The 19,688-nt window shown below is 38.4% G+C and carries 19 protein-coding genes; 5 read left to right on the forward strand and 14 right to left on the reverse strand.

Annotation, left to right across the window (positions count from 1 at the left end; all coding sequences use genetic code 11):
• Positions 1-3: 3 nt before the first annotated feature.
• Positions 4-906 (reverse strand): SDR family oxidoreductase, encoded by a 903-nt coding sequence (locus Q0465_RS07265; protein WP_298614542.1) that lies wholly within the window; start codon positions 904-906, stop codon positions 4-6.
• A gap of 206 nt (positions 907-1,112) precedes the next feature.
• Between Q0465_RS07265 and Q0465_RS07270 the strand changes: the two genes are divergently transcribed.
• On the forward strand, positions 1,113-1,583 hold the full coding sequence (locus Q0465_RS07270) for a GNAT family N-acetyltransferase (RefSeq protein WP_298614544.1): 471 nt from the start codon (positions 1,113-1,115) through the stop codon (positions 1,581-1,583).
• Between the two features lie 106 nt (positions 1,584-1,689).
• Here Q0465_RS07270 and Q0465_RS07275 read toward each other — a convergent pair whose 3' ends face one another.
• The 4 genes from Q0465_RS07275 to idi all read right to left on the reverse strand — a co-directional run bounded on the left by Q0465_RS07275 (position 1,690) and on the right by idi (position 5,704).
• Positions 1,690-1,866, reverse strand: a complete 177-nt coding sequence (locus tag Q0465_RS07275) for a hypothetical protein (RefSeq protein ID WP_298614546.1) — start codon at positions 1,864-1,866, stop codon at positions 1,690-1,692.
• Positions 1,867-2,192: 326 nt separating this feature from the next.
• Positions 2,193-2,780: a phosphoglycerate mutase family protein gene (locus Q0465_RS07280; RefSeq protein ID WP_298614548.1), complete on the reverse strand. Its 588-nt coding sequence runs from the start codon at positions 2,778-2,780 to the stop codon at positions 2,193-2,195.
• A 61-nt stretch (positions 2,781-2,841) separates the two neighbouring features.
• A complete protein-coding gene (locus tag Q0465_RS07285; protein ID WP_298614550.1) occupies positions 2,842-5,082 on the reverse strand; it encodes a multicopper oxidase domain-containing protein in 2,241 nt (746 codons plus the stop codon).
• Positions 5,083-5,164: 82 nt separating this feature from the next.
• Entirely contained in the window at positions 5,165-5,704 is a 540-nt protein-coding gene (gene idi, locus Q0465_RS07290; RefSeq protein ID WP_298614551.1) for an isopentenyl-diphosphate Delta-isomerase, read from the reverse strand.
• A 620-nt stretch (positions 5,705-6,324) separates the two neighbouring features.
• Between idi and Q0465_RS07295 the strand changes: the two genes are divergently transcribed.
• Positions 6,325-8,856, forward strand: a complete 2,532-nt coding sequence (locus Q0465_RS07295; protein WP_298614553.1) for a COR domain-containing protein — start codon at positions 6,325-6,327, stop codon at positions 8,854-8,856.
• Positions 8,857-8,913: 57 nt separating this feature from the next.
• On the opposite strand, the gene Q0465_RS07300 is transcribed toward Q0465_RS07295, so the two are convergent.
• The 8 genes from Q0465_RS07300 to Q0465_RS07335 all read right to left on the reverse strand — a co-directional run bounded on the left by Q0465_RS07300 (position 8,914) and on the right by Q0465_RS07335 (position 13,798).
• Positions 8,914-9,219 carry a hypothetical protein gene (locus Q0465_RS07300; RefSeq protein ID WP_298614555.1) on the reverse strand — a complete coding sequence of 102 codons (306 nt, stop codon included), beginning with the start codon at positions 9,217-9,219 and terminating at the stop codon, positions 8,914-8,916.
• A gap of 52 nt (positions 9,220-9,271) precedes the next feature.
• Positions 9,272-9,574, reverse strand: coding sequence for a hypothetical protein (locus Q0465_RS07305; protein ID WP_298614557.1), 303 nt, complete (start codon positions 9,572-9,574; stop codon positions 9,272-9,274).
• A 54-nt stretch (positions 9,575-9,628) separates the two neighbouring features.
• Positions 9,629-9,916: a hypothetical protein gene (locus Q0465_RS07310; RefSeq protein WP_298614559.1), complete on the reverse strand. Its 288-nt coding sequence runs from the start codon at positions 9,914-9,916 to the stop codon at positions 9,629-9,631.
• A 73-nt stretch (positions 9,917-9,989) separates the two neighbouring features.
• A complete protein-coding gene (locus Q0465_RS07315; RefSeq protein WP_298614561.1) occupies positions 9,990-10,313 on the reverse strand; it encodes a hypothetical protein in 324 nt (107 codons plus the stop codon).
• A gap of 404 nt (positions 10,314-10,717) precedes the next feature.
• The gene (locus Q0465_RS07320; RefSeq protein ID WP_298614562.1) at positions 10,718-11,032 is read right to left on the reverse strand and encodes a hypothetical protein; all 315 of its coding nucleotides are present in this window, start codon (positions 11,030-11,032) and stop codon (positions 10,718-10,720) included.
• Between the two features lie 33 nt (positions 11,033-11,065).
• On the reverse strand, positions 11,066-11,386 hold the full coding sequence (locus tag Q0465_RS07325; protein ID WP_298614566.1) for a hypothetical protein: 321 nt from the start codon (positions 11,384-11,386) through the stop codon (positions 11,066-11,068).
• Between the two features lie 53 nt (positions 11,387-11,439).
• On the reverse strand, positions 11,440-11,772 hold the full coding sequence (locus Q0465_RS07330; protein WP_298614568.1) for a hypothetical protein: 333 nt from the start codon (positions 11,770-11,772) through the stop codon (positions 11,440-11,442).
• Between the two features lie 547 nt (positions 11,773-12,319).
• Positions 12,320-13,798 carry an alpha-L-fucosidase gene (locus Q0465_RS07335; protein WP_298614570.1) on the reverse strand — a complete coding sequence of 493 codons (1,479 nt, stop codon included), beginning with the start codon at positions 13,796-13,798 and terminating at the stop codon, positions 12,320-12,322.
• 753 nt (positions 13,799-14,551) lie between these two features.
• Between Q0465_RS07335 and Q0465_RS07340 the strand changes: the two genes are divergently transcribed.
• Together Q0465_RS07340 and rpiA are read left to right on the forward strand one after the other, a co-directional pair.
• The gene (locus Q0465_RS07340; protein ID WP_298614572.1) at positions 14,552-15,046 is read left to right on the forward strand and encodes a hypothetical protein; all 495 of its coding nucleotides are present in this window, start codon (positions 14,552-14,554) and stop codon (positions 15,044-15,046) included.
• A 583-nt stretch (positions 15,047-15,629) separates the two neighbouring features.
• The gene (gene rpiA, locus Q0465_RS07345) at positions 15,630-16,334 is read left to right on the forward strand and encodes a ribose 5-phosphate isomerase A (RefSeq protein WP_298614574.1); all 705 of its coding nucleotides are present in this window, start codon (positions 15,630-15,632) and stop codon (positions 16,332-16,334) included.
• Positions 16,335-16,480: 146 nt separating this feature from the next.
• Here rpiA and Q0465_RS07350 read toward each other — a convergent pair whose 3' ends face one another.
• A complete protein-coding gene (locus Q0465_RS07350; RefSeq protein ID WP_298614576.1) occupies positions 16,481-16,711 on the reverse strand; it encodes a hypothetical protein in 231 nt (76 codons plus the stop codon).
• A gap of 364 nt (positions 16,712-17,075) precedes the next feature.
• Here Q0465_RS07350 and Q0465_RS07355 point away from each other — a divergent pair, with 364 nt between their 5' ends.
• A complete protein-coding gene (locus tag Q0465_RS07355) occupies positions 17,076-19,400 on the forward strand; it encodes an FtsX-like permease family protein (RefSeq protein WP_298614578.1) in 2,325 nt (774 codons plus the stop codon).
• The last annotated feature ends 288 nt before the right edge of the window (positions 19,401-19,688 follow it).

Consider the following 19,688-nt stretch of genomic DNA (forward strand, 5'->3'; position numbering starts at 1 on the left):
GACTTAACTAGTGTGATGTCCTCCGGTGACTCCGTATACTTCTGCAGTTGTATAACTCGATTCATCGGAAGCCAGTAATACATAAGTTCCGGCTAATTCTACAGGCTGACCGGCTCTTTGCAGGGGAGTTGTCTGTCCGAAATGCGCCAGTTTCCCTTTAGGTTGGGCTTCTGTTACTTGCAAAGGCGTCCAGATGGGACCCGGAGCCACACAATTTGCCCGTATTCCTTTAGGGGCGAGTTGTTTTGCCAATCCCCGGGTAAAAGCGATAATAGCAGCTTTTGTTGCTGCATAATCGAGTAAGTCCGGATTGGGTTGAAATGCCTGGATCGAACTGGTCGTTATAATGGAAGAGCCTGCAGGCAAATAGGGCAGAGCGGCTTTTATCAGCCAAAATAAACTGAATACATTGGTTGTGAAAGTCTTTGTAATATCTTCTGTTCTTATTTTTTCGATGTCGTCTACAGATTTCTGATATCCGGCAACTAAGGTCAGGATGTCCAGACCTCCCAGTTTTTGATTTGCTTCCTGCACCAGTTTACTGCAGAAGTGTTCGTCTTCCAGATTCCCGGGGAGGAGAAAGGCTTTGCGGCCTGCTTTTTCAATATAACAGGCGACTTCTTCGGCATCACATTGTTCTTCCGGTAAATAATTCAGGACAATGTCCGCACCTTCCCGGGCATAAGCTATAGCGGTAGCCCTGCCTATTCCAGAGTCTGCACCTGTAATTAATGCCTTACGTCCGGCAAGGCGTTGATGACCTTCGTAGCTTTCTTCTCCGCAGTCCGGCTGTGGCTGCAATTTTTGTTGTATACCCGGTGACGGCTGAGGTTGTTCTTTATACCCTCCCGTATAATAACTTGTCAGCGGATTTTTTAATTTTTCTTTTGTGTTTTTCTTTTCCATATACAGAGATTTAATGAATAACTTCTTTAGTGAAACGAAGGGACCTTCAGGTTTGTTTATTTGTTTAACGGATGCTTTGGATTTTAAATAATTTCTTACTTTTGGACAGATCAGGAGGGAATGTATTAACCTTACAGAAAAGGAAAACGCTTTTTTAGATAGGTAGGAAGGTAAATGAAAAGGCATAACTGACTTTTATATAAATCATGAGATATCGGATTCGTAATGCAGAGTATAGGGAAATTCCTGTTTTGGCCCGGCTTTTTCAGGAGACATTGGTTCAGGTGAACAGCAGGGATTATACCGGACCGCAAATAGAAGCATGGGGACGAAGAGCGGATGAAGAGCGTTGGAAAGAGTTATTTAATAGCTCTTTACAATTTATGGTTGCTGAAAATGAGGAGTATGAGATTGTCGGATTCACGTCCGTCAATAGCCGGGGATATATTCATTCGATGTTTGTCGATTACCGTTTTCAGCGGAAAGGAATTGCTTGCTTGTTATTGGCAAAGGCCGGAGAATATGCACGTGAAAACGGGGCTTCTGTATTAAGCGCAGATGTGAGTATTACGGCCCGTCCTTTTTTTGAAAAACAGGGTTTCTGCATAAAACAGAAAAACAGGGTAAATTTAGGGGGCATAACAATGATTAATTATACCATGGAAAAACAGCTCTGATTTCCGCCTTTTCTTACATAAGATATTTTTTAAAATCAGTAAATATATCTGTTATTTTCACTGATTTTCAGATGAATATGGGAATGGGTGTGGCTATATTCTGTAATCAGGGAGTTCCTTGTTCAATTTCGGCTGGCACTGCTCCCGGGTCAAGTTCATTTTCTTTTACATCTCTTGTTCTGACGAGGAGTATTACGATCAGTAGAATGCAAATGATGGCTACTATAGCAAAGGCTGTTATGGTATTTTTCTTTTTTTTCATCTCTCCTTTTTTGTCAGCCAAAAGGCTACATTGACTCTATTTATAACGTAAAAGGAGATATTCTTGTTGTGTTTTTACGAATAAGGTCTGAAATTTTATTTGAAAAAGTTTAAGTGTTTTGTATTTTCAGGTAAATATATTTTTCAAATGTAGTATATACTTTTCCGGGGAATGAAAAAGGCCGTTCCTGATAACTTTTATTATTAAAGTTATAGATAAGTCTAAATGGACATTTACACTTTTGAACCCTTATACCTTTTTATCTTTGAACATTTAGCCCCTTAAACATTTGCATCTTTTATCAGGCCTTTCGTTTGGAAAAAAGCCGGGAATCAAAGTTTTGAAAATCAGGGAATCCAGTGCAGAATACCGTTTACGGGATTTTGTGCCCTCCATTTTTCAAACTCGGAATAATGACGGATTCCGTCCCGGAGTACAGCCTGATAATACTCTACCCCTATAATTTTTTCATTTTCGGGAGTTTCATTTTTCAGACGCAGTATCGTTTCTTTGGTTTCCGGTGTCAGGAGAGCGAGAATACGGTCAGCCATTTTTTCAAAATACCCGTCATAAAAAGATCCTTTTAAGATATGGATCATATCGATTTGCCATAAATCGTTCTCCTCATCTCTGTACCAGGCGTGCCATTCGAGGCATTTTTCTTCCGTAGCGGAGAGATTTTTGTATTCAATTTGTACAATAGAAGGGTTTTCGGCTATTTTTTGGATAGCGGTAAAACTTTGGGTAAGGTCTAATGGATCGGAGTAAATATGAAAATCAATATCCCGGTGTTTCATTAACAACCCCATACGCAGGGAGCCCACTAGGTGCGGTTCGGCTCCGACAGATTTCCAGATGGGGATTAAATTGATTTTATCAATAATTTTCCGGGCTTTTTCCTGATTTTGGAGGGCTATACTTAAAATGTCTTTCATAAATTCAATTGTGGGCTGCAAAATTAATTAAATTTCTGCTTTGTCCAAAAATAAAGGGATATCAGTAATTTAATGTAATACCGGCACCCCACTTCAGATCATTATCATAGCCAGCGGCCATGCGGAGGTAAGGCAGCAGAATGTAGGCGAGGCCAAACGAATATTCCCGGTCGGTATTGCCCATGACATTCAGACGTAAACGGGAAGTTAAGGGGATATCGTCCCGTTCCAGTTGCAAACGGAAATGTCCGTAGGTGTCGATTTGGGCTCCGGCATTAAATAAGAGGGGCAAAGTGTAACGGATACCGGCCGTCCCGGCCAGGCTACGGTCGTATTTTCTCTTTTGTCCGAACAAATTTTTCTCCCCTTTTTCTCCCTTACGGTAACTCCATTCCACACCTAAGTAAGGATAAAGCCATTGCATTTTTCCGAGATAACGCCCTAGCCGGATTTCTGTTTCATAGCCATGCCTGTCGTTGTAACCGGTTTGCCATTCTCCCTGTAAACTCCAGCGCGTATTACTGAGTTCCGTTTGTCCCTCATTACCATTCGTCGCAAAATTATTTTGAATAGTGAAGTAAAATTTACGATCCGGATGATATACTCTTCGCCAGGCCTTGGTGGTATCAGGAAGTTGCGGATTAGGAGGCGAATCTTCGTACCGGAAAACACGTCCCATACCGCTCATCATGTGGTAGAGAATATGACAGTGAAAATACCAGTTTCCCCTTGTCTTTTCATTGGCATTGAATTCGATCGTATCGGTTTCCATCGGTAGGAGGTCAACCGTAAATTTTAAAGGAGCGTAAGCGCCTTGCCTGTTTTTAAGCCGGAAAAAATGACCGTGTAAATGCATGGGATGCCGCATCATTGTATTATTATACAGAATAAGACGGACATTTCCCCCTTCTGTTAGGGGGATCAAATCCGCTTCCGAAAGCGTTTTATTATTGAGCGACCAGACATAGCGGTCCATATTTCCCGTTAATTCCAGGTATATTTCTTTGAAGGGTCTTCCGGAAGGAAGATTTGTGGAAACCGGCGATTTCAATAAACTGTAATTCAGTGTTTTTATATTTCTGTTTCCCATTTCGTGCCGGGTATGCATAGAGGAAGTAGTGTTTGTATCCTGAGAGCTTTTTTTACCATCCATTGTTTGGGAGGTTCGTTCGGGATACATGACCTGATTCATGTCCATGCGTTGTAGTTCCATTTTCATATTTCCCTTTTTCATATTTCCGTCCATTTTCATCATTTTATTCATCATTTTCATGCCGGCAAAATAATTGAGTTTTGGAAGCGGAGCTACCGTTTTTTTGTTTCCCTTTCCTAACCAAAGGGAAGCAGAACCCTCCCGGTCTTCAGAAGTAGCCCGTAATTCGCAGGAAGTGCTGTTGTCCGGTACCGTTAAAAGAATATCATAAGTTTCTGATACAGCAATCATCATGCGGTCCACTTCTACAGGTTCGACCTCTTTTCCATCGTTGGCGACTACCGTGATTTTACCTCCGGCATATTGAAGCCAGAAATAAGTGGAAGCCGCTCCGTTAATAATACGCAAACGTACTGTATCTCCTGCCTTTAATGAGTACAGTTCCGATGTCTGCTGTCCATTTAATAAAAAACAGTTATAATATACATCGCTTACATCCATGGCTTTCATCCGTTTCCATTCATTGAGGAATTTCGTTTTGAATTGTCCTTTCCGGAGAGCTTCCCCATAACTTTGTACACTTCCTTTGCGGATGGAAAACCAATCCGAACCGATGTGAAGCATTCGGTTTACCTCTTTAGCCTTCCGGTTTGTCCAATCGCTCAAAACCACTGGATAATCCGGTAGAGTGTCCCGGTGTTGTATAGCAGAATAGTCTTTACCTTTCCGGATAATAAATGCTCCGTACAGGCCTTTTTGTTCTTGTAGACCGAAATGGGAATGGTACCAATAAGTTCCGTTTTGAATAATTGGAAAATGATAAATATGAGTTGTATGCGGTGCTATAGGTGCTGAGGTGAGATAAGGAACCCCATCCTGTGGTTGGGGCAATAGTATACCGTGCCAGTGAATGGAGGTTGGATGTCCGGATAAATTATGTACCCGGATAACGGCCGTATCCCCTTCTGTGAAATATAAAGAAGGAGCCGGAATTTGTCCGTTTATGGCAATTGCTTTTCTGGCTTTACCGGTGTAATTTACTATTGTATCATTTACATATAGATCGTATTCCACTTTATTCTGGGCTTTTACCCCAAAAGTAAGAAAGAGAAAACTGAAGCAATATATACAGATCCGGATTTTTTTCATACCCTACTGTTTCAGACAAAAGGTTTACTTGTATCCAATGGGGAGACTATGTGGTGTTGCTGTACAGCCTAAAGGGAAAGACTCATACTTTTTGTTTCTGATGCTGAAGCACTTCCCGGTAAATTTGACGAAACCATACGGTATATTTTTCCGGATGAATTCGTTCGTCCAATCGGATGATGTCTAAGGGTAAATATTTCCAGTCCCAAACTGTAAGGGGATTTACGTCTGGTATATTCTCCGTAAAACCGGTAAATACATGTTCGTATTCATATTCTGTAACCCCGTGATCCAATTTTGCTTTGTAGGTAAAACAAAATGACTTTTCGAGGGAACATTTTAATCCCATTTCTTCCTGAAGCCTTCGTTGGGCTGCTTCCAACGGTACTTCTCCCGGATGAGGATGCGTACTGCAGGTATTGGACCATAATCCTCCCGAATGGTATTTAAAGGCTGTGCGCCTTTGCAAAAGCCATTCTCCTTTGTGATTAAAGACGAAGACGAGTACAGCCCGGTGAAGAAAACCCCGTCGGTGAGCTTCTAACTTGTCCATAGTACCAATGGGTTGGTCGTTTATATCCACCAATATAACTTGTGTGGCGTTAGGGGTATTGTATTCCATAATTCTTCAACATTTAATTCCTCAACGATATTTCGGAAGACAATAATGCCTCGTTTAATTTTTATTTTCTAATTTATATTTCCTGTTTTTCCAGGAACTTTCCAATGATACTATCATTTGGGACCGTAAGCCTTCAGCTGAAAGTGAAATAACAGTTAATCGATATAAGATAAAAAAGAATAATTTCAGAATCCCTTTTCTGTTCTGATAAGTCGTTCTGTCTTCTTTCTATTCTTATCCCTCATCCTGCTGCAGATCTACTCTCCGAACATAGTTTACGAAATTGTCAGATAGTTGGTTACCTCTTTTATGCGCCAAGAATAATTTTTTAAATGGGATGGGAAAATGAAAATGAATGCTTACGCCTTAGAAAAGTTATCAAAGGTAAATTAGAAACATTTTTTTACAATTATTTTTGGTTTAATAACATAATATATCATTCTTTTTATGCGTAAAGAAAGGGTGAAATGGATAAATTTGCAAAATTGGTGATTGAATAAGTATGGGTTTAAGGTGGGGTATAAGTGTATCCCTATAGAAAAAGGCTGTGAGGAAGAATATTTATCTTTATTTTCTATGGGGAGGGATATTTATATTTGATAATAATAAACCATACGATTATGGATGTGGAGGCTTTTGAAAAAAGAATAGGACAATATTTAAAGAAGTCGAGGGAGGAGCAGGTGTTATATTTTGCTTGGCATTGTGCTGTCCGGGCTTTGCCTTTTTTAAGTATGGAAGGGAATTTTAATTATTGGGAAAAACAGGAGCGGCAGCAATTTTTATATACAATTTTTTCTACGCTGGATAAAAATATCTGGGCTGTTTTACAAAGGAAAGAAGAAGGTTTTTATGATGTAGCCGGTGTTGCTGTGGAGAATACCGAAGGATTGGCTTTTACAGCTCATCGCAATACAGTGGCTTATGCCATTTTTACCGTTACGGATGCTGTCTATTCTTTGCTGGATAAATATTATGCTGTGTATGCAGCAACAGACTTGATATATGCAGCGGAAGATTATTGGGGCGAACAACCGGATTTCATTTCATTGCTTTTACGGGATCTGAGAGGTTTAAAAATGCCGTCTTCTTTAAAAGCTCAGGAATTACAGAAAAAGTATCACAAGCTTTGGTCGGTTTGGGAAGAGGCTATGCGGACAGAAGATTGTGCCTATTGGGGACGTTTATACCGGAATATTTACCGCAACGGATTTACTTTTGACCGGGAAGCTTTAAAACGGCGCCTGAGCGTACCTAAAGAAATCCGGGAACAAGGAGCTGCAGCGGTTGGCCATTATCTGGAAGAACTGGAAAAGCAGGGGGCCATACAATTCAATGAAGCCCGTATCATTATCCTGGGAGATAAAGGAGCCGGAAAGACGAGCTTAGCCAGACGTCTGATTGATCCCAAAGCTCCGATGACAGAAGATAATGAGAGTACTGCCGGAGTGGATACTTTACTTTGGGAATTGGAGAAGCAAAATGTAAATGTACACATCTGGGATTTTGCGGGTCATACGGTTACTCATGCTGTACATCAGTTTTTTCTTTCGGAACATTGCTTGTACATTATCGTTTATGATGGACGCACTGAAGGAAGAAACCGTCTTGAATATTGGTTAAACCATATGACAAATTACGGAGGGGATTCAGAAGCTATTATTCTGGTGAATGAGCGGGACCTTCATAAGGTTGATATTCCTATTAATTCGTTGAAAGAACAGTATCCGATAGCAGCTTATTATTCTTTTTCTATCCGGGATAATAAGTCGGAATTAGCTGATTTCCGGGAATTTGTAGTGAACTATATCAATAGCCATCCTTCCTGGAATAACCAGGAAATTCCGCAAAATTATTATAAAGTAAAAGAGGAACTGGAAGAATATTTTATTCCGAGCGATCCCGTGAAGAAAAAAGAACATATTACAAAAAGTGAATTGGAGAGAATTGCCCGGAAATATTATGTACAGAACATCGAGATATTGCTGAAAAACTTACATGCTTTGGGTATCAGTCTTTGGTATAAGGATATGGAGGAGTTTGACACTTTGGTATTGAATCCCGAATGGATCAGTCAAGGCGTATATAAAATTATCAACTGGGTACATCAGGAACAGCGGTATTCGCTGACGTTGAAAGATTTTGAAACGGTATTCCGGGAAGAAACGGATCGTTATCCGGTAGAAAAACATCCGTTTATTTTCCGATTGATGATATTTTATGAGTTGGCTTATGAAACAAAGGAGGGCGGATGCCTGATTATTCCTCATCTCCTGCAGGAAGACCGTCCTGTCCGTTTGCCTGATTTCCCTATTGGAAATAGCCTTATGTTACAATATCGTTCCGAACAGCCTTTACCTCCCAATACTGTTTCCCGATTTATTGTCAGACACAACCGGGAAATTAAACACGAAGGAGGATTTTATCAGGTATGGAGATACGGGGCTATTCTGGAAGACGGTTGCGGTACCATTGCCCTGGTAAGAGAGGAAGACCGTACAATCAGTGTCTCGGTAAAAGGATTTCAGAAAACAGCTTATCTCACTGCTCTTCGGAAAACACTTAATGATATCTTCAATTCGTATAAAACCCGTAAACCGGAGTTGAGGTATGCCATTAAAATCTTTGGAGAGATTCCCGGGAAAGAGGAAGGTATTTTATGGCTTACAGATAAAAAGATATTTAATCATGCTCAGGATAAAGTGCCTTATTATGACGATATCGGACAACAGAATATTGATATGGATAAATATGTGGTGAATTATAACATAAATGCTGAGAATATTATCGGAGGGAAAGGAATTCTGATCAATAAATCTGTACGGAATAATTTTAATTTTTACGACTGTAATATCCGGGTACAGGGGTGTTTAAACGATTTAGCCCAGTTATTAAATGAAAAAGGAAAAAAAGAAGAAGCCCGGGAATTGGAGACAATGGCAGGAATGCTGGAAAAGGCTGAGTCTTATAAAACACCGGAGGAAATGAAGAAAAAAGGGGTTTTGAACCGGTTAAAACGCCTGACAGAAGAATTGGGAAATCCGGATTCTCATTTATCTAAAATAGTGGAAGGAGTAAAGGCAGGAGTAAATATTGCCAAGGATATTATAAAAGGTTATAACGATTTGGCCCGTTGGGTAGGATTGGATTGAAATATACGTAAAATGAAGTTTCTCCTCTTGAAAAATGAAGAGGAGAAACGGTAGATCTTATTGAACGTAACAGGCAATTACGATTGTTTTACAATCAAAAGTAGCACAGCCGCAACTTATTACCGGACCTTCGGTTGGAGGCTCCGGACCTACGCATTTTTCTGATTCGCATTTTTGGGATATAGGTTCTACGGTACATTCCATTTGCCAGGTATCACAGTTACCGCTTTCTGCACACGCATAATCTTCCGTTGGGCACTTGCCATAATCAGAGTTAGCCATCCCTCCCCGGAGTTTTAAAAGTTCATTTCCGGATAAAGTGGATAATACTTCCTTCTGAAATTCTAATTTGATTTTTTTCATAATTTAGATTTAGAAATAATATAAAAGATGTTTTCTTTTATTTCGAAGGAGTTTAACATATCGTATCAAAACTAGGAATTGTAACACAATAACCGCTTTCTTCGACTAGAGTCCCTTCATCTATTTTGTGTTCTAGTTGTGGCTCTGTGCTTCCGCTTCCGCAGGATAAATCACTAAGGCATTTACCCTGCCAGCTGTCTTGGTCTGTACACTCGCTTGATGCCGTACAGGGACCGTCTACTGTGGGACAGCTATTATAGGAAAAAGCCGTGTTTCCCCCCTGAATTTGAGAGAGTTCATTACCGGATAAAGTAGATATAACTTCTTTGCGGAATTCTAAATTGATTTTTTTCATAATGTAAATGGGGTATGTTATTAGCTAAAAATATAAATTCTTTTATTCTGTCTTTCATTCATTATCGTTATCTGAAAAAATCTGACAATAATCGCTTGGATGTTTTTCGGGGGCCTGCTCCAATACAGGATCGTTGGATATACTTCCACAGGCTTTATCGCTAAAACATTTGCCTTGCCAGCTATCTAAGTCTGTACATTCACTTGTAGCCGTACAGGGACCGTCTACTGTCGGACAACTATTGTAGGAAAAAGCCGTATTTCCCCCCTGAACTTTTGAGAGCTCCTTTCCGGATAATAGGGATATGACTTTTTTCCGGAATGTTAAATTTAACTTTTTCATGTTATTTCAGTAAATAATATAATAACTGTCCTTTTCCTATTGTCAAACAATTCAGGACAATCTTATATTTCCATTATTCCTCAATCAGACAAGAATAATCAAGCGTATCACATCCGCCATAAGAGACGCAACCACAAGATTCATGTGCCACAGGAATATCGTCTGTAAAATAAGATTGATACGGCTCTGTGGAACCTCCTTTACAACCTGCATCACTGAAACATTTTTTTTGTACGCTATTCTGGTCTGTACACTCGTTTGTGGCTGTACAGGGGCCGTCTACTGTAGGACAACTGTTATACGAAAAAGCTGTATTTCCTCCTTGGATTTTAGAGAGTTCCTTCCCGGATAAAGTGGAGATAACTTCTTTGCGGAATTCTAAATTGATTTTTTTCATAATGTAATTTTTAATCTTTCTTTTTGTCGGTTTTAAAAAATATATGGGAATTGGGTAATTTTTTGTTTATAATTTTATACAATTGTCTGCTGTTTTACATTCACTATAAGTGGCACATCCGCATGTCCCGGGATCAACAGGGTTAACAGGACCGAGACATTCTTTGGTTATGCAATTTTTAGATTCCAGTAGGCACACTGTTTGTACAGAATCCTTGTCTGTACATTTACCAGTTGCTTGACAATAATGATCGACAGATGGGCAACTATTGTAGGAAAAAGCCGTATTTCCTCCCCTGATTTGAACTAAGTCGTTTCCGGATAATGTAGAAATTACCTTTTTCCGGAATTCAAGTTTTATTTTTTTCATATTTGTTGTTACAAATGAATGACTGAGTTTGTATTTTATAAGGCTTCACAAGCTATAAATAGAGATTCACAGTTGTCATAGGTTACGCATCCGCAAGTACCGGGATCTTCCGGTCCTACCGGAAATTCACATAAATTTGTCTCACACTTCTGGGTATTATAAATATCGCTAAGGCATTTGTTCTGCCAGCTATCTTGGTCTGTACATTCCCGGGAGGCTGTACATTGCTTGTCTACAGTCGCACATCCGTTATAAGAAAATGCCGTGTTCCCACCCTGGAACTTTGCAAGCTCATTTCCGGATAATTTAGAGATTATCTTTTTCCGGAATTCAAGTTTTATTTTGTTCATTTTTAAACTTTTAAAATATATGAAACAAAGAAATTAAATATCTGGTAAAATTTCTATTGGAGCACATTCATGTTTTGACAGACATTCGTATGTATAACAGCTGTCACAACTGCCACTATTCGGTATGGGGTCTAGGCGATAATGTAACTTTCCTCCGTGTCCATTGTTGTCGCTCAGACAATTTCCCTGGATACTGTCCTGATCTGTACATGCATTGGTCGCTCCGCACTGGCTGTCGACTGTCGGACAACTATTGTAGGAAAACGCTGTATTCCCTCCTTGTAAACGGGATAAATCATTTCCGGATAAAGTGGAAATTACTTTTTTTTGAAAATCTAAATGAATTTTTTTCATAATTGTATCGTTCGAGTTTAGGAATTTTAAAAGTGGATTGACAGTTATTATTTTTATAATGCTTCTGATACACACAAGTTTGATTCCTGACAAAATGTAGTTTCCGGACAGCGGCAAGTATAGGCTAATTCACAATATTTGGGAGTCGATTGATCTGTATCTACCCCAATTACCGGGCGATTACCGCCTCCCAGGCCGTTGCTAAGACATTTACCTTGGCAACTTTCTTGTTGACTGTCACAGTTTACAATGCTATTACATTCTTCTTCTGTATTACAAGCATCGATTGAATAAATTTTTTTAGCACCGCCCAAAAATTTAGATAATTCAGTACCTGATAATACAGAAATTACTTCCTTCTGAAATTTTAATTGAATTTTTTTCATAACACGATCTGTTGAATTTCTATTTTATTCTCTGTCTTAACCACAATAAAAGAAATAAAATCATTCAATGTTGACTGACTGTCTTTTGTTTGTGTATAGTTGATTTAATAATTTTTTTTTGTTATAATTTGTGATTTAAATATTCCAATTTTGATATATTTATAATAATAATTTGAATATGATAATATAATAAAACATAATGTAACAACAAATTTAAAGATATTATAGAAATATCCTAATTTTTAACAATTTATTTTTAAATGGAAAGGAATCAAAATCTTTTTTAGCGTGAAAAACTTTCGGAGGAGAACGATGAGATTCGAATTTTATTTGTTTAAATGTTCAAATTTATTTATAGTTGAATAACAGATGACTGCTTTCGGGAGAAATATATTGACAGGACAAATATTGCAGATGTATTTTTTTATCAGAACCGAAAATCAGTTTCTCATTGAGTTGTCCGGTAAGTTCCAGTCAGATTATTGTTTTTGTTTTATTGTTCTGTAAACTTTTGGTGTTGTTAATAAATCATCCGATCCGATTTTTATTAAATAACATTTTCTAGTTTTAATGTCCAGGCGTAGTTGCAAGGGACTTCGTCGTATGAAATCAAAGGCATATTGATTATTAAATTATCCCCTTTCTGTTTCCATTTGATTTTTTTCTTTAAACCTAATAAACTGACTTTGGTTTTGGGTGTTGAATAGACATTTTTTAAAATGAGTTTTCCTTGGGGAAAATGGGGAAGGATTGCATAGATACAACTGTTGTCTTGGGCTGTGAAAAATACTTCTTTTACGGCGTATCCTGGTTCCGGGTCGACTGTTTGTTTCAGGATTTCATTCCCACTGACATAAAGCTTCCCTTCTGTTTGCCAGTTTTGATCGCCTTTTGACCATTGGATACTTTGTTTCCAAGGGTGTGAACCGTAAATAGCTTCTCCGTTTACTTTTAACCATTGTCCTATTTGTAATAAACGTTCTTGCATAATCGGTGGAATTTTTCCATTGGCATTTGGACCGATTCCTAAAAGAAAGTTCCCACCTTGGCTGACAATATTAACCAGGGTTAATATCAAAGCCTGTGGTTGTGTATAATCTTCAATATCTTCATTTTGATTAAGCCCAAAAGAGAAGCCAATTCCCCTGCATTCTTCCCAGGGTTTATTGAAGGTACTATTGTTTTTACTGTATTCACAAGTATAATAATCTCCATGACGCTGTCCTGTATTTTGGGCCCAGCGGTCATTGACAACAACACTATCTTTGACGGGAGATTCATTGTATAACCAAGCGAGTATTTCCGGTGTTCTCCATTGTTTATCTGTATATTGGTCCGGACCGTCTACCCAGATTAAATCGGGTTTGTAATTATTTACTAAATCTTTGAATTGGGGGAAAAAGTGTTTTTCTACGAAGAGTGCCATTGTCTCGGGTTGATAGAGAGGATTTCCCCATTCCCGTAATGAAAAATAATATCCTACTTTTAGGTTTGCTTGTCGAAGCGCATTAGCGTATTCTCCTACCAGATCCCGTTGAGCTCCGGTTTCCATACAATTCCAGGGACGCCCGTAAGCAAGTGAGGCCTCTTTACTGGGCCATAAGGCAAAACCTTCATGGTGTTTGGTTGTCAGGACGACATATTTGGCTCCTGCCTCCAGAAATAATTTGGCCCAAGCTTCCGGATCATAATCCTGTGCCTTGAACATTTGAGCGAAATTCGCGTATTCAAAGTCTTTTCCATATGTTTTTGAATGGTAATCATAGACTTCCGTACCTTTAAAATCCCCATTCCCGAATAGTTTTTTATTGTCAAGCCAGTATTTATACCATTCTTCGTAAGTACCTTTGGGAGACCAGCTGGGAACGGAATACAATCCCCAATGAATAAAAATTCCAAATTTAGCGTCTTTGAACCAGGCAGGGGACGGACGTTTATCTAAAGATACCCAGTCTGGCGTATAAATTTGAGGTTTAGATGAAAAGGGAAATAGACTTAAAAGCAAGAGTAAACAGAAATTTTTCATAAATTGTATCGGACTGATTAGGATTTTGTCGTATTCAAAGATATAAACTAATCTATACTTTTGAAATAGGTTGAGATATTTAAATGTATAGAGAATATGTGACGGGGAAGAGAGTAAGATTTCCATGGAAAGCAGAAAATAACGTATGAATAAATAAAGATCACATTCAGTAATGCTTATAATAGATTTTCGTTTTTGAAAAGCTGTATAATATTTACTTCGGATCTGTTACTGGCTACCAGTAGAAATGAAATAAATTAAAAGTTTTTTCTATATAAGTGTATTTATACAGAAAGAAGTCTTATTTGTTTTGCTCATCTGATTCATTTAATTGTTTTTGAGTGTTTTTGTATCACGATAGCAATTTATCAGAATTTTTAGAATGACGGTTATTGTGAATGAAATTATGAAGTGAAGAATTTATATTCGGATACAAAGTATGTATGATAGTATTTCCTGATTTTCTCTTGGTTTATTACGATTGAGACGCTTTATATGGTGTTTCTGTCCACACAATTATATGATGACGCATATAACCATTGCTGTACAATTGCTATAAGAGAATGTTATATTTTAGCACTTATCTTTAATAATGAGTACATATTCTTTAATTTAGAGTACTTGTAAAATAGTTTTTGGCATATAGATTACATAGTTAAATTATAAAATGTAAAAATAAAATTTACAGTAGGTGAATAGAGAGGGCAAAGATTGTACTGAGGAAGGGGATATGAAAAGTTTAATGTTTTGTTTGTGTATACTTCGTTTTATGTGTTCTACCGTATGAGGCAGGAAGTGGAGGGTATATTTACAATGAGAAGACGAATGAACCTTTGGCGGGGTAAATGTCGCTTATCAGTTAAAAGGAGAAACCAAAGGGGCGCTTGGGTCATAAATGGTTTTTATGAAATTGTTATGCTTGCAGAAGGGATTGATTTCTCTCATTCCCGTCGTATCGGAAATTTTGATGAGTGCAGAAGAATGAATATCTTTTCGGATAAGGGTTACCAGCAGGGAGATTGTAACCGAAGAGTGAGAGCCGGAGGAAATGCGACTTATCATCAGGCCGGTAAAAAGATAGTTAATTACGGTGCCGGCATTCATTTTTTATCGGATAAATACGGCGATTTCCTTATTTGGCGTTCTCCCTCTCAGGCATATCGTCCTTCTCCTTTTACAGATATGGGGAGAGATGGAAATCCGTTTCAGGTGGTTCCTTTCTATAATTTTAACCATCCGGACAGGTAAAATAAGGGATGTTTTTGTCGGTCAGATAATATTATACAGACGGTTGAGCCAGCTACTTTATCCGATATGCTGAGTAATAGGGGAACCAATGTAAATGAATTGGCAGGTTTTATTTCTGAAATGCAAAATGGAGACTGGATGAAATATTTAAGACCCGTGATCAGATTGGCTTTAGCTGAAAATTAGCAGGAAATTATTGACGCGTTAGTGGAAGAGTTCGGAAATTTGTTGCCCACAATTTTTTTCAATGCTACTACGGCAGATTATTGCGATTTAATCGCTTGGGGGTTGAATACTTTGAAATATCAGGAGGTCAGAAAATTTACTTCGGGATACTTTTAAGGTAAATTAGAATCCGGTTGCAAGCCCATACACCCTATTCATTTATTCCCTATTTTTGCGATAAAAGATCCCGGTCTTTTAAATAAAATTCATTTGTATCATGCAAATCATAAATTGTATACAAACTTTTAGGATAAAAAATTTTCCAAAGACCGCAAAGATATGCGTAATACAAATTTTAAGATGAGACCGTCCTTCAGGTCAAATTGCTAGATGAATATTAACGTTGAAAATGAAGACAATGCAATGGAAAAATAATCTCCTTTTTCGTTCAGGCTGGTCAGGAGCGATTGTGAACCGGGAAGCCAAAAAGGGGGTAGCCCGGAAACTGGCAGAAAGAGCCAAAAACGGCGATACAATAGGGGCAGGTTCCGGTTCTACGGTCTACCTGACAATACAGGCTTTAGGGGAAAGAATCCGGGAAGAAAATTTGCATATAACCGTTATTCCGGCTTCTATCGAAAGTGCTATGGCTTGTTTGCAATTTGATATTCCGCAGACGACTCTTTGGGAGAAAAGACCGGATTGGACTTTTGACGGAGCAGATGAAATTGACGGGGAACATAATTTGCTGAAAGGACGTGGGGGAGCTTTGTTTAAGGAAAAACTGTTAATCCGGAGTAGTAAAGAAGTATGCATTGTGGCGGATAAATCGAAATTTGTTTCCCGTTTAGGCGTTAAATTCCCCGTTCCCGTTGAGGTATTTCCGGACGCTTTGACTTATGTTGAAAATAAAATCCGGCAGCTCGGAGCTACGGAAATTGTTCTGCGTCCGGCAAAAGGAAAAGACGGGCCTGTCATTACAGAAAATAATAATCTTATTTTGGATGTCCGTTTTGAACAGATTTCCGCTGATTTAGAAACGGAAATAAAAGCCATTACCGGAGTGATTGAAAACGGTTTATTTATAGGATATCCGTTGGAAATAATAAGTTCGGATCAATAGATTTCTTAAAAATTATGCCGGAATAACTTTTATAAGAGAAAGGGAACTGGTTCTGTTTTGTAAAGTTTTTTCTTTACGTAGGAAACAAATTCCGGTTCTGAAAATAAAAAGTAAACCGGCACAACTTAAATTTTGAGGACCTGTATTTAATCGTGGCCTTCTGTTTTGACAATCTTATTGTAAAGCCCCATAATCAAAAAAGGAGCTGCCCATTGTCCGACAAATAATGCGGCATGGTTACGTTTCATACATTTTAAGGCTAATGAAAGCCCCATAGCTGTCAGTGCGGCTGTTAAATAAACTCCAGACGGTATTTTAGACGTCTGCTTCTCAATGGCAATAGTGCCCTTCCCTTCTCTTGGTGTATCTGGATTCATATATTCAATATTTATGGGTTAATAATTCTCTTTTTAATTCTCTCATGGGAAAAAAGGGATGCCAGAAATTTCCGGACAATATGTATTTTTTACGGACAAAAAGAAGAATGAGTTTCTTTTTTGATGTTGTATATTGTTGATAATGAATAAATATTGTTGGTTTTATCCCCGGGGACGGGGGAAGGTGCTATAATATAAGGCCGGAAGAAAATGCCTTATACATATATGTCCATAATTTTTACAAAGATTGTCTAAAAAATAGACAATATAAAAGAAAGATATTGTTGTATGTGATTGATTTATAATTATATACGTAAATGGTACAAATATTGTTTATCTTTACAGCAATAAATCGGTTGAAATAATGAGTCTTTCGAATATCAATTTATTTTTCCGGAATCTATGTCGAAATAAATTATATACAGGTATCACTGTTTGGGGATTTGCTTTCTCGTTGACCTTTGTAATCTTGTTAGGAGCTTATATCCGTCAGGAATTATCAGTGGATCAGTTTCATAAAAACAAAGACCGGATCTTTCGGGCGGTAAATGAAATACAATCGGGGTTTGGAACATTGATAGGAGGAGAATTGCAAAATAAATATCCGGAGATCGAATGCTATACCCGTTTGCATGAAAATTCCGGTTTTATAGAGAACTTACAACACGAGAAAGTTACGTTTAATTTTTTGATGGTGGATTCCACCTTTTTCAGAATGTTTTCTTTCCGTTTGTTGGAGGGGGAACCGTCAGAAGTGTTGAAAGGCCGGAATTCGGTAGTACTCACCCGTTCGTATGCCCGAAAATTGTTTGGGGATGAGGAAGTGATAGGCAAAGAAGTGAATATTAACGGAAATTTTAAATTAATTATTACGGGAATTATGGAGGATATGCCGGATAATACCCATTTCAATTCCTGTGACGGTTTATTACCTTTTCCTTTTTTGGCTGATTTTTGGGATAATCCGGCTTTATTTCAGAATAATGGGAATAGTTCTTTCGGATTGTATTTTCTGGCTAAAGAAGGGACAGACTTGAGAGCGAAAGCTCCGTTGGTGCTAAAAGATTTTCAGGAGAATTACTGGATGTATAAACGGGGGTATAAAAAAGAGTTTGCCTTTGAGCCTTTGACGGAAACCTATTTTGGCGGAAAAAGCGGACAGGGAATACATGGAAATAGTAAAATGCTGGTGATGTTGCTGGCGGCTATTGCCTTTGTGATTTTGTTGTTGGCTATGATCAATTATAATAATTTATCGGTAGCTCAGGCAGGATTCCGGGCGAAAGAAGCAGCGATTAAAAAATTGTTGGGAACCGACAACCGGCATTTATTCCGGCAATTTATACTGGAATCGGAAGCGCTTTGTTTTATTTCTTTTGGATTGGCTATTGGTTTGAGTTTGTTATTTCAGCCTGTTTTTAATCAGTTACTGAATACAAATGTATCGATTGGAGTCCAATTCACAGGGATGGCTGTAGGAATCGCTATACTGGGGGTAGTGGTTTTGGGATTGATTGCGGGTATTACACCGGCTTATTTGATTACTCGTTTCAATCCGGTCGATGTCGTAAAAGGGGCTTTTCGTAAAAAGACAAAAGGAATTTACAGTAAAGCCTTGATTTCATTTCAGTATACCGTAGCGATTATTTTAATCGTTTGTACAATAGTGATTTGGGAGCAGACAGAATTCTTACGTAATTATAATCTGGGATTCGATAAAGAGAATATAATTTATATAGATAACAATGCGATAAGCGGGGCGCAAAAGATGGGGTTGCGAAGTGAGTTTGCTCAAATACCCGGAGTAGTCGGAGTATCATTTGTGTGTGGAAGTCCGGTAGATGGCGGAAACAATCAATCTTTTATGTATAAAGAAAAACCGCTTAGTTTTCAGGAATTTAAAATTGATACGGCTTTTTTTCAATTGATGGGAATTAAGGTGAAGAGGAACGATGTGGCAGAATCGAAACGAGGATTATGGTTGAATGAAGCCGGGGTAAAAGCATTAGAATTGGGTGAAAATCCTACAGAATGCAATATTTTCGGAGAGAGGAGTGTACCGATAGTAGGTGTCGTACAGAATTTTCACTTTCGTGATCTTACAGAAGAGGTCGGACCGGCTTGGTTTCTTCCGTTGGAAGAGGGGGAGTGGCCTTGGTCCATTTTAGTGAAAATAGATTCTCCCCATATAGGTAAAATATTTAAACAAGTGACAGAAACATACCGGCAGTTTGCAGGTGGGGTCCCGTTTGAAGCTGAGTTTATGGATCAAACCATCAATCAATGGTATGAAAACAGCGAGCGTACGGGACGTCTGATCGGTTACTTTTCTGTTTTAGCCATTATTTTGTCGATGATGGGCATTTTGGCTATGGCTACTTACTTTATTCAGCAACGGGTAAAGGAAATCGGAATCCGGCGGGTAAATGGGGCTTCAGTGACGGAAGTATTGCATATATTAGTGGGTAGCTTTATGAAATGGATAATTCTGGCCTTTATTTTAGCTTGTCCGTTTGCTTGGTATGCGATGTCCAGTTGGTTAAGTAATTTTGCTTACCGAATCGATTTAAACGGGTGGATTTTTGGGATTGCCGGTGCGTTTGCAGCCTCTATTGCTTTACTTATTGTGGGTTGGCAAAGTATCAAGGCTGCTACGATTAATCCCGTGAAATCCTTGAGAAGCGAATAGCACCCAGGGACGGGGGAAGGTGCTATAGAGGACAGAATATTTGATTAGGTGATTATATACTTCCTTAGCGTATAGGGGCGTAAGAGGATGTTGATGGACAGACGTTTCTACCCTTGATTTGTTTACTGTTACCCTTAATAAAACAGGTGTTTCACCGTTTTTAGACACTTTTGTTTTTTGATGAAAAGCAGGATTTTAAAGTTTTTTTCTCATACTTTTTAAGTTGTTCTGAGGTTGATAAAAGTAGGCAATGAAGTTGAATTTGGCGTTGTACAAAATATAGCAAAC

This window comes from uncultured Odoribacter sp., from assembly GCF_937966165.1.
In the GTDB taxonomy this organism is placed as follows: domain Bacteria; phylum Bacteroidota; class Bacteroidia; order Bacteroidales; family Marinifilaceae; genus Culturomica.

Coding starts and splice junctions, on each gene's coding strand:
- Q0465_RS07350 (WP_298614576.1), bottom strand. CDS start 16,711: ATGAATCCAGATACACCAAGAGAAGGGAAGGGCACTATTGCCATTGAG.
- Q0465_RS07305 (WP_298614557.1), bottom strand. CDS start 9,574: ATGAAAAAAATCAATTTAGAATTCCGCAAAGAAGTTATATCTACTTTA.
- Q0465_RS07325 (WP_298614566.1), bottom strand. CDS start 11,386: ATGAAAAAAATTCATTTAGATTTTCAAAAAAAAGTAATTTCCACTTTA.
- Q0465_RS07265 (WP_298614542.1), bottom strand. CDS start 906: ATGGAAAAGAAAAACACAAAAGAAAAATTAAAAAATCCGCTGACAAGT.
- Q0465_RS07295 (WP_298614553.1), top strand. CDS start 6,325: ATGGATGTGGAGGCTTTTGAAAAAAGAATAGGACAATATTTAAAGAAG.
- Q0465_RS07335 (WP_298614570.1), bottom strand. CDS start 13,798: ATGAAAAATTTCTGTTTACTCTTGCTTTTAAGTCTATTTCCCTTTTCA.
- Q0465_RS07320 (WP_298614562.1), bottom strand. CDS start 11,032: ATGAACAAAATAAAACTTGAATTCCGGAAAAAGATAATCTCTAAATTA.
- Q0465_RS07330 (WP_298614568.1), bottom strand. CDS start 11,772: ATGAAAAAAATTCAATTAAAATTTCAGAAGGAAGTAATTTCTGTATTA.
- Q0465_RS07285 (WP_298614550.1), bottom strand. CDS start 5,082: ATGAAAAAAATCCGGATCTGTATATATTGCTTCAGTTTTCTCTTTCTT.
- rpiA (WP_298614574.1), top strand. CDS start 15,630: ATGCAATGGAAAAATAATCTCCTTTTTCGTTCAGGCTGGTCAGGAGCG.
- Q0465_RS07355 (WP_298614578.1), top strand. CDS start 17,076: ATGAGTCTTTCGAATATCAATTTATTTTTCCGGAATCTATGTCGAAAT.
- Q0465_RS07300 (WP_298614555.1), bottom strand. CDS start 9,219: ATGAAAAAAATCAAATTAGAATTTCAGAAGGAAGTATTATCCACTTTA.
- Q0465_RS07310 (WP_298614559.1), bottom strand. CDS start 9,916: ATGAAAAAGTTAAATTTAACATTCCGGAAAAAAGTCATATCCCTATTA.
- idi (WP_298614551.1), bottom strand. CDS start 5,704: ATGGAATACAATACCCCTAACGCCACACAAGTTATATTGGTGGATATA.
- Q0465_RS07315 (WP_298614561.1), bottom strand. CDS start 10,313: ATGAAAAAAATCAATTTAGAATTCCGCAAAGAAGTTATCTCCACTTTA.
- Q0465_RS07270 (WP_298614544.1), top strand. CDS start 1,113: ATGAGATATCGGATTCGTAATGCAGAGTATAGGGAAATTCCTGTTTTG.
- Q0465_RS07280 (WP_298614548.1), bottom strand. CDS start 2,780: ATGAAAGACATTTTAAGTATAGCCCTCCAAAATCAGGAAAAAGCCCGG.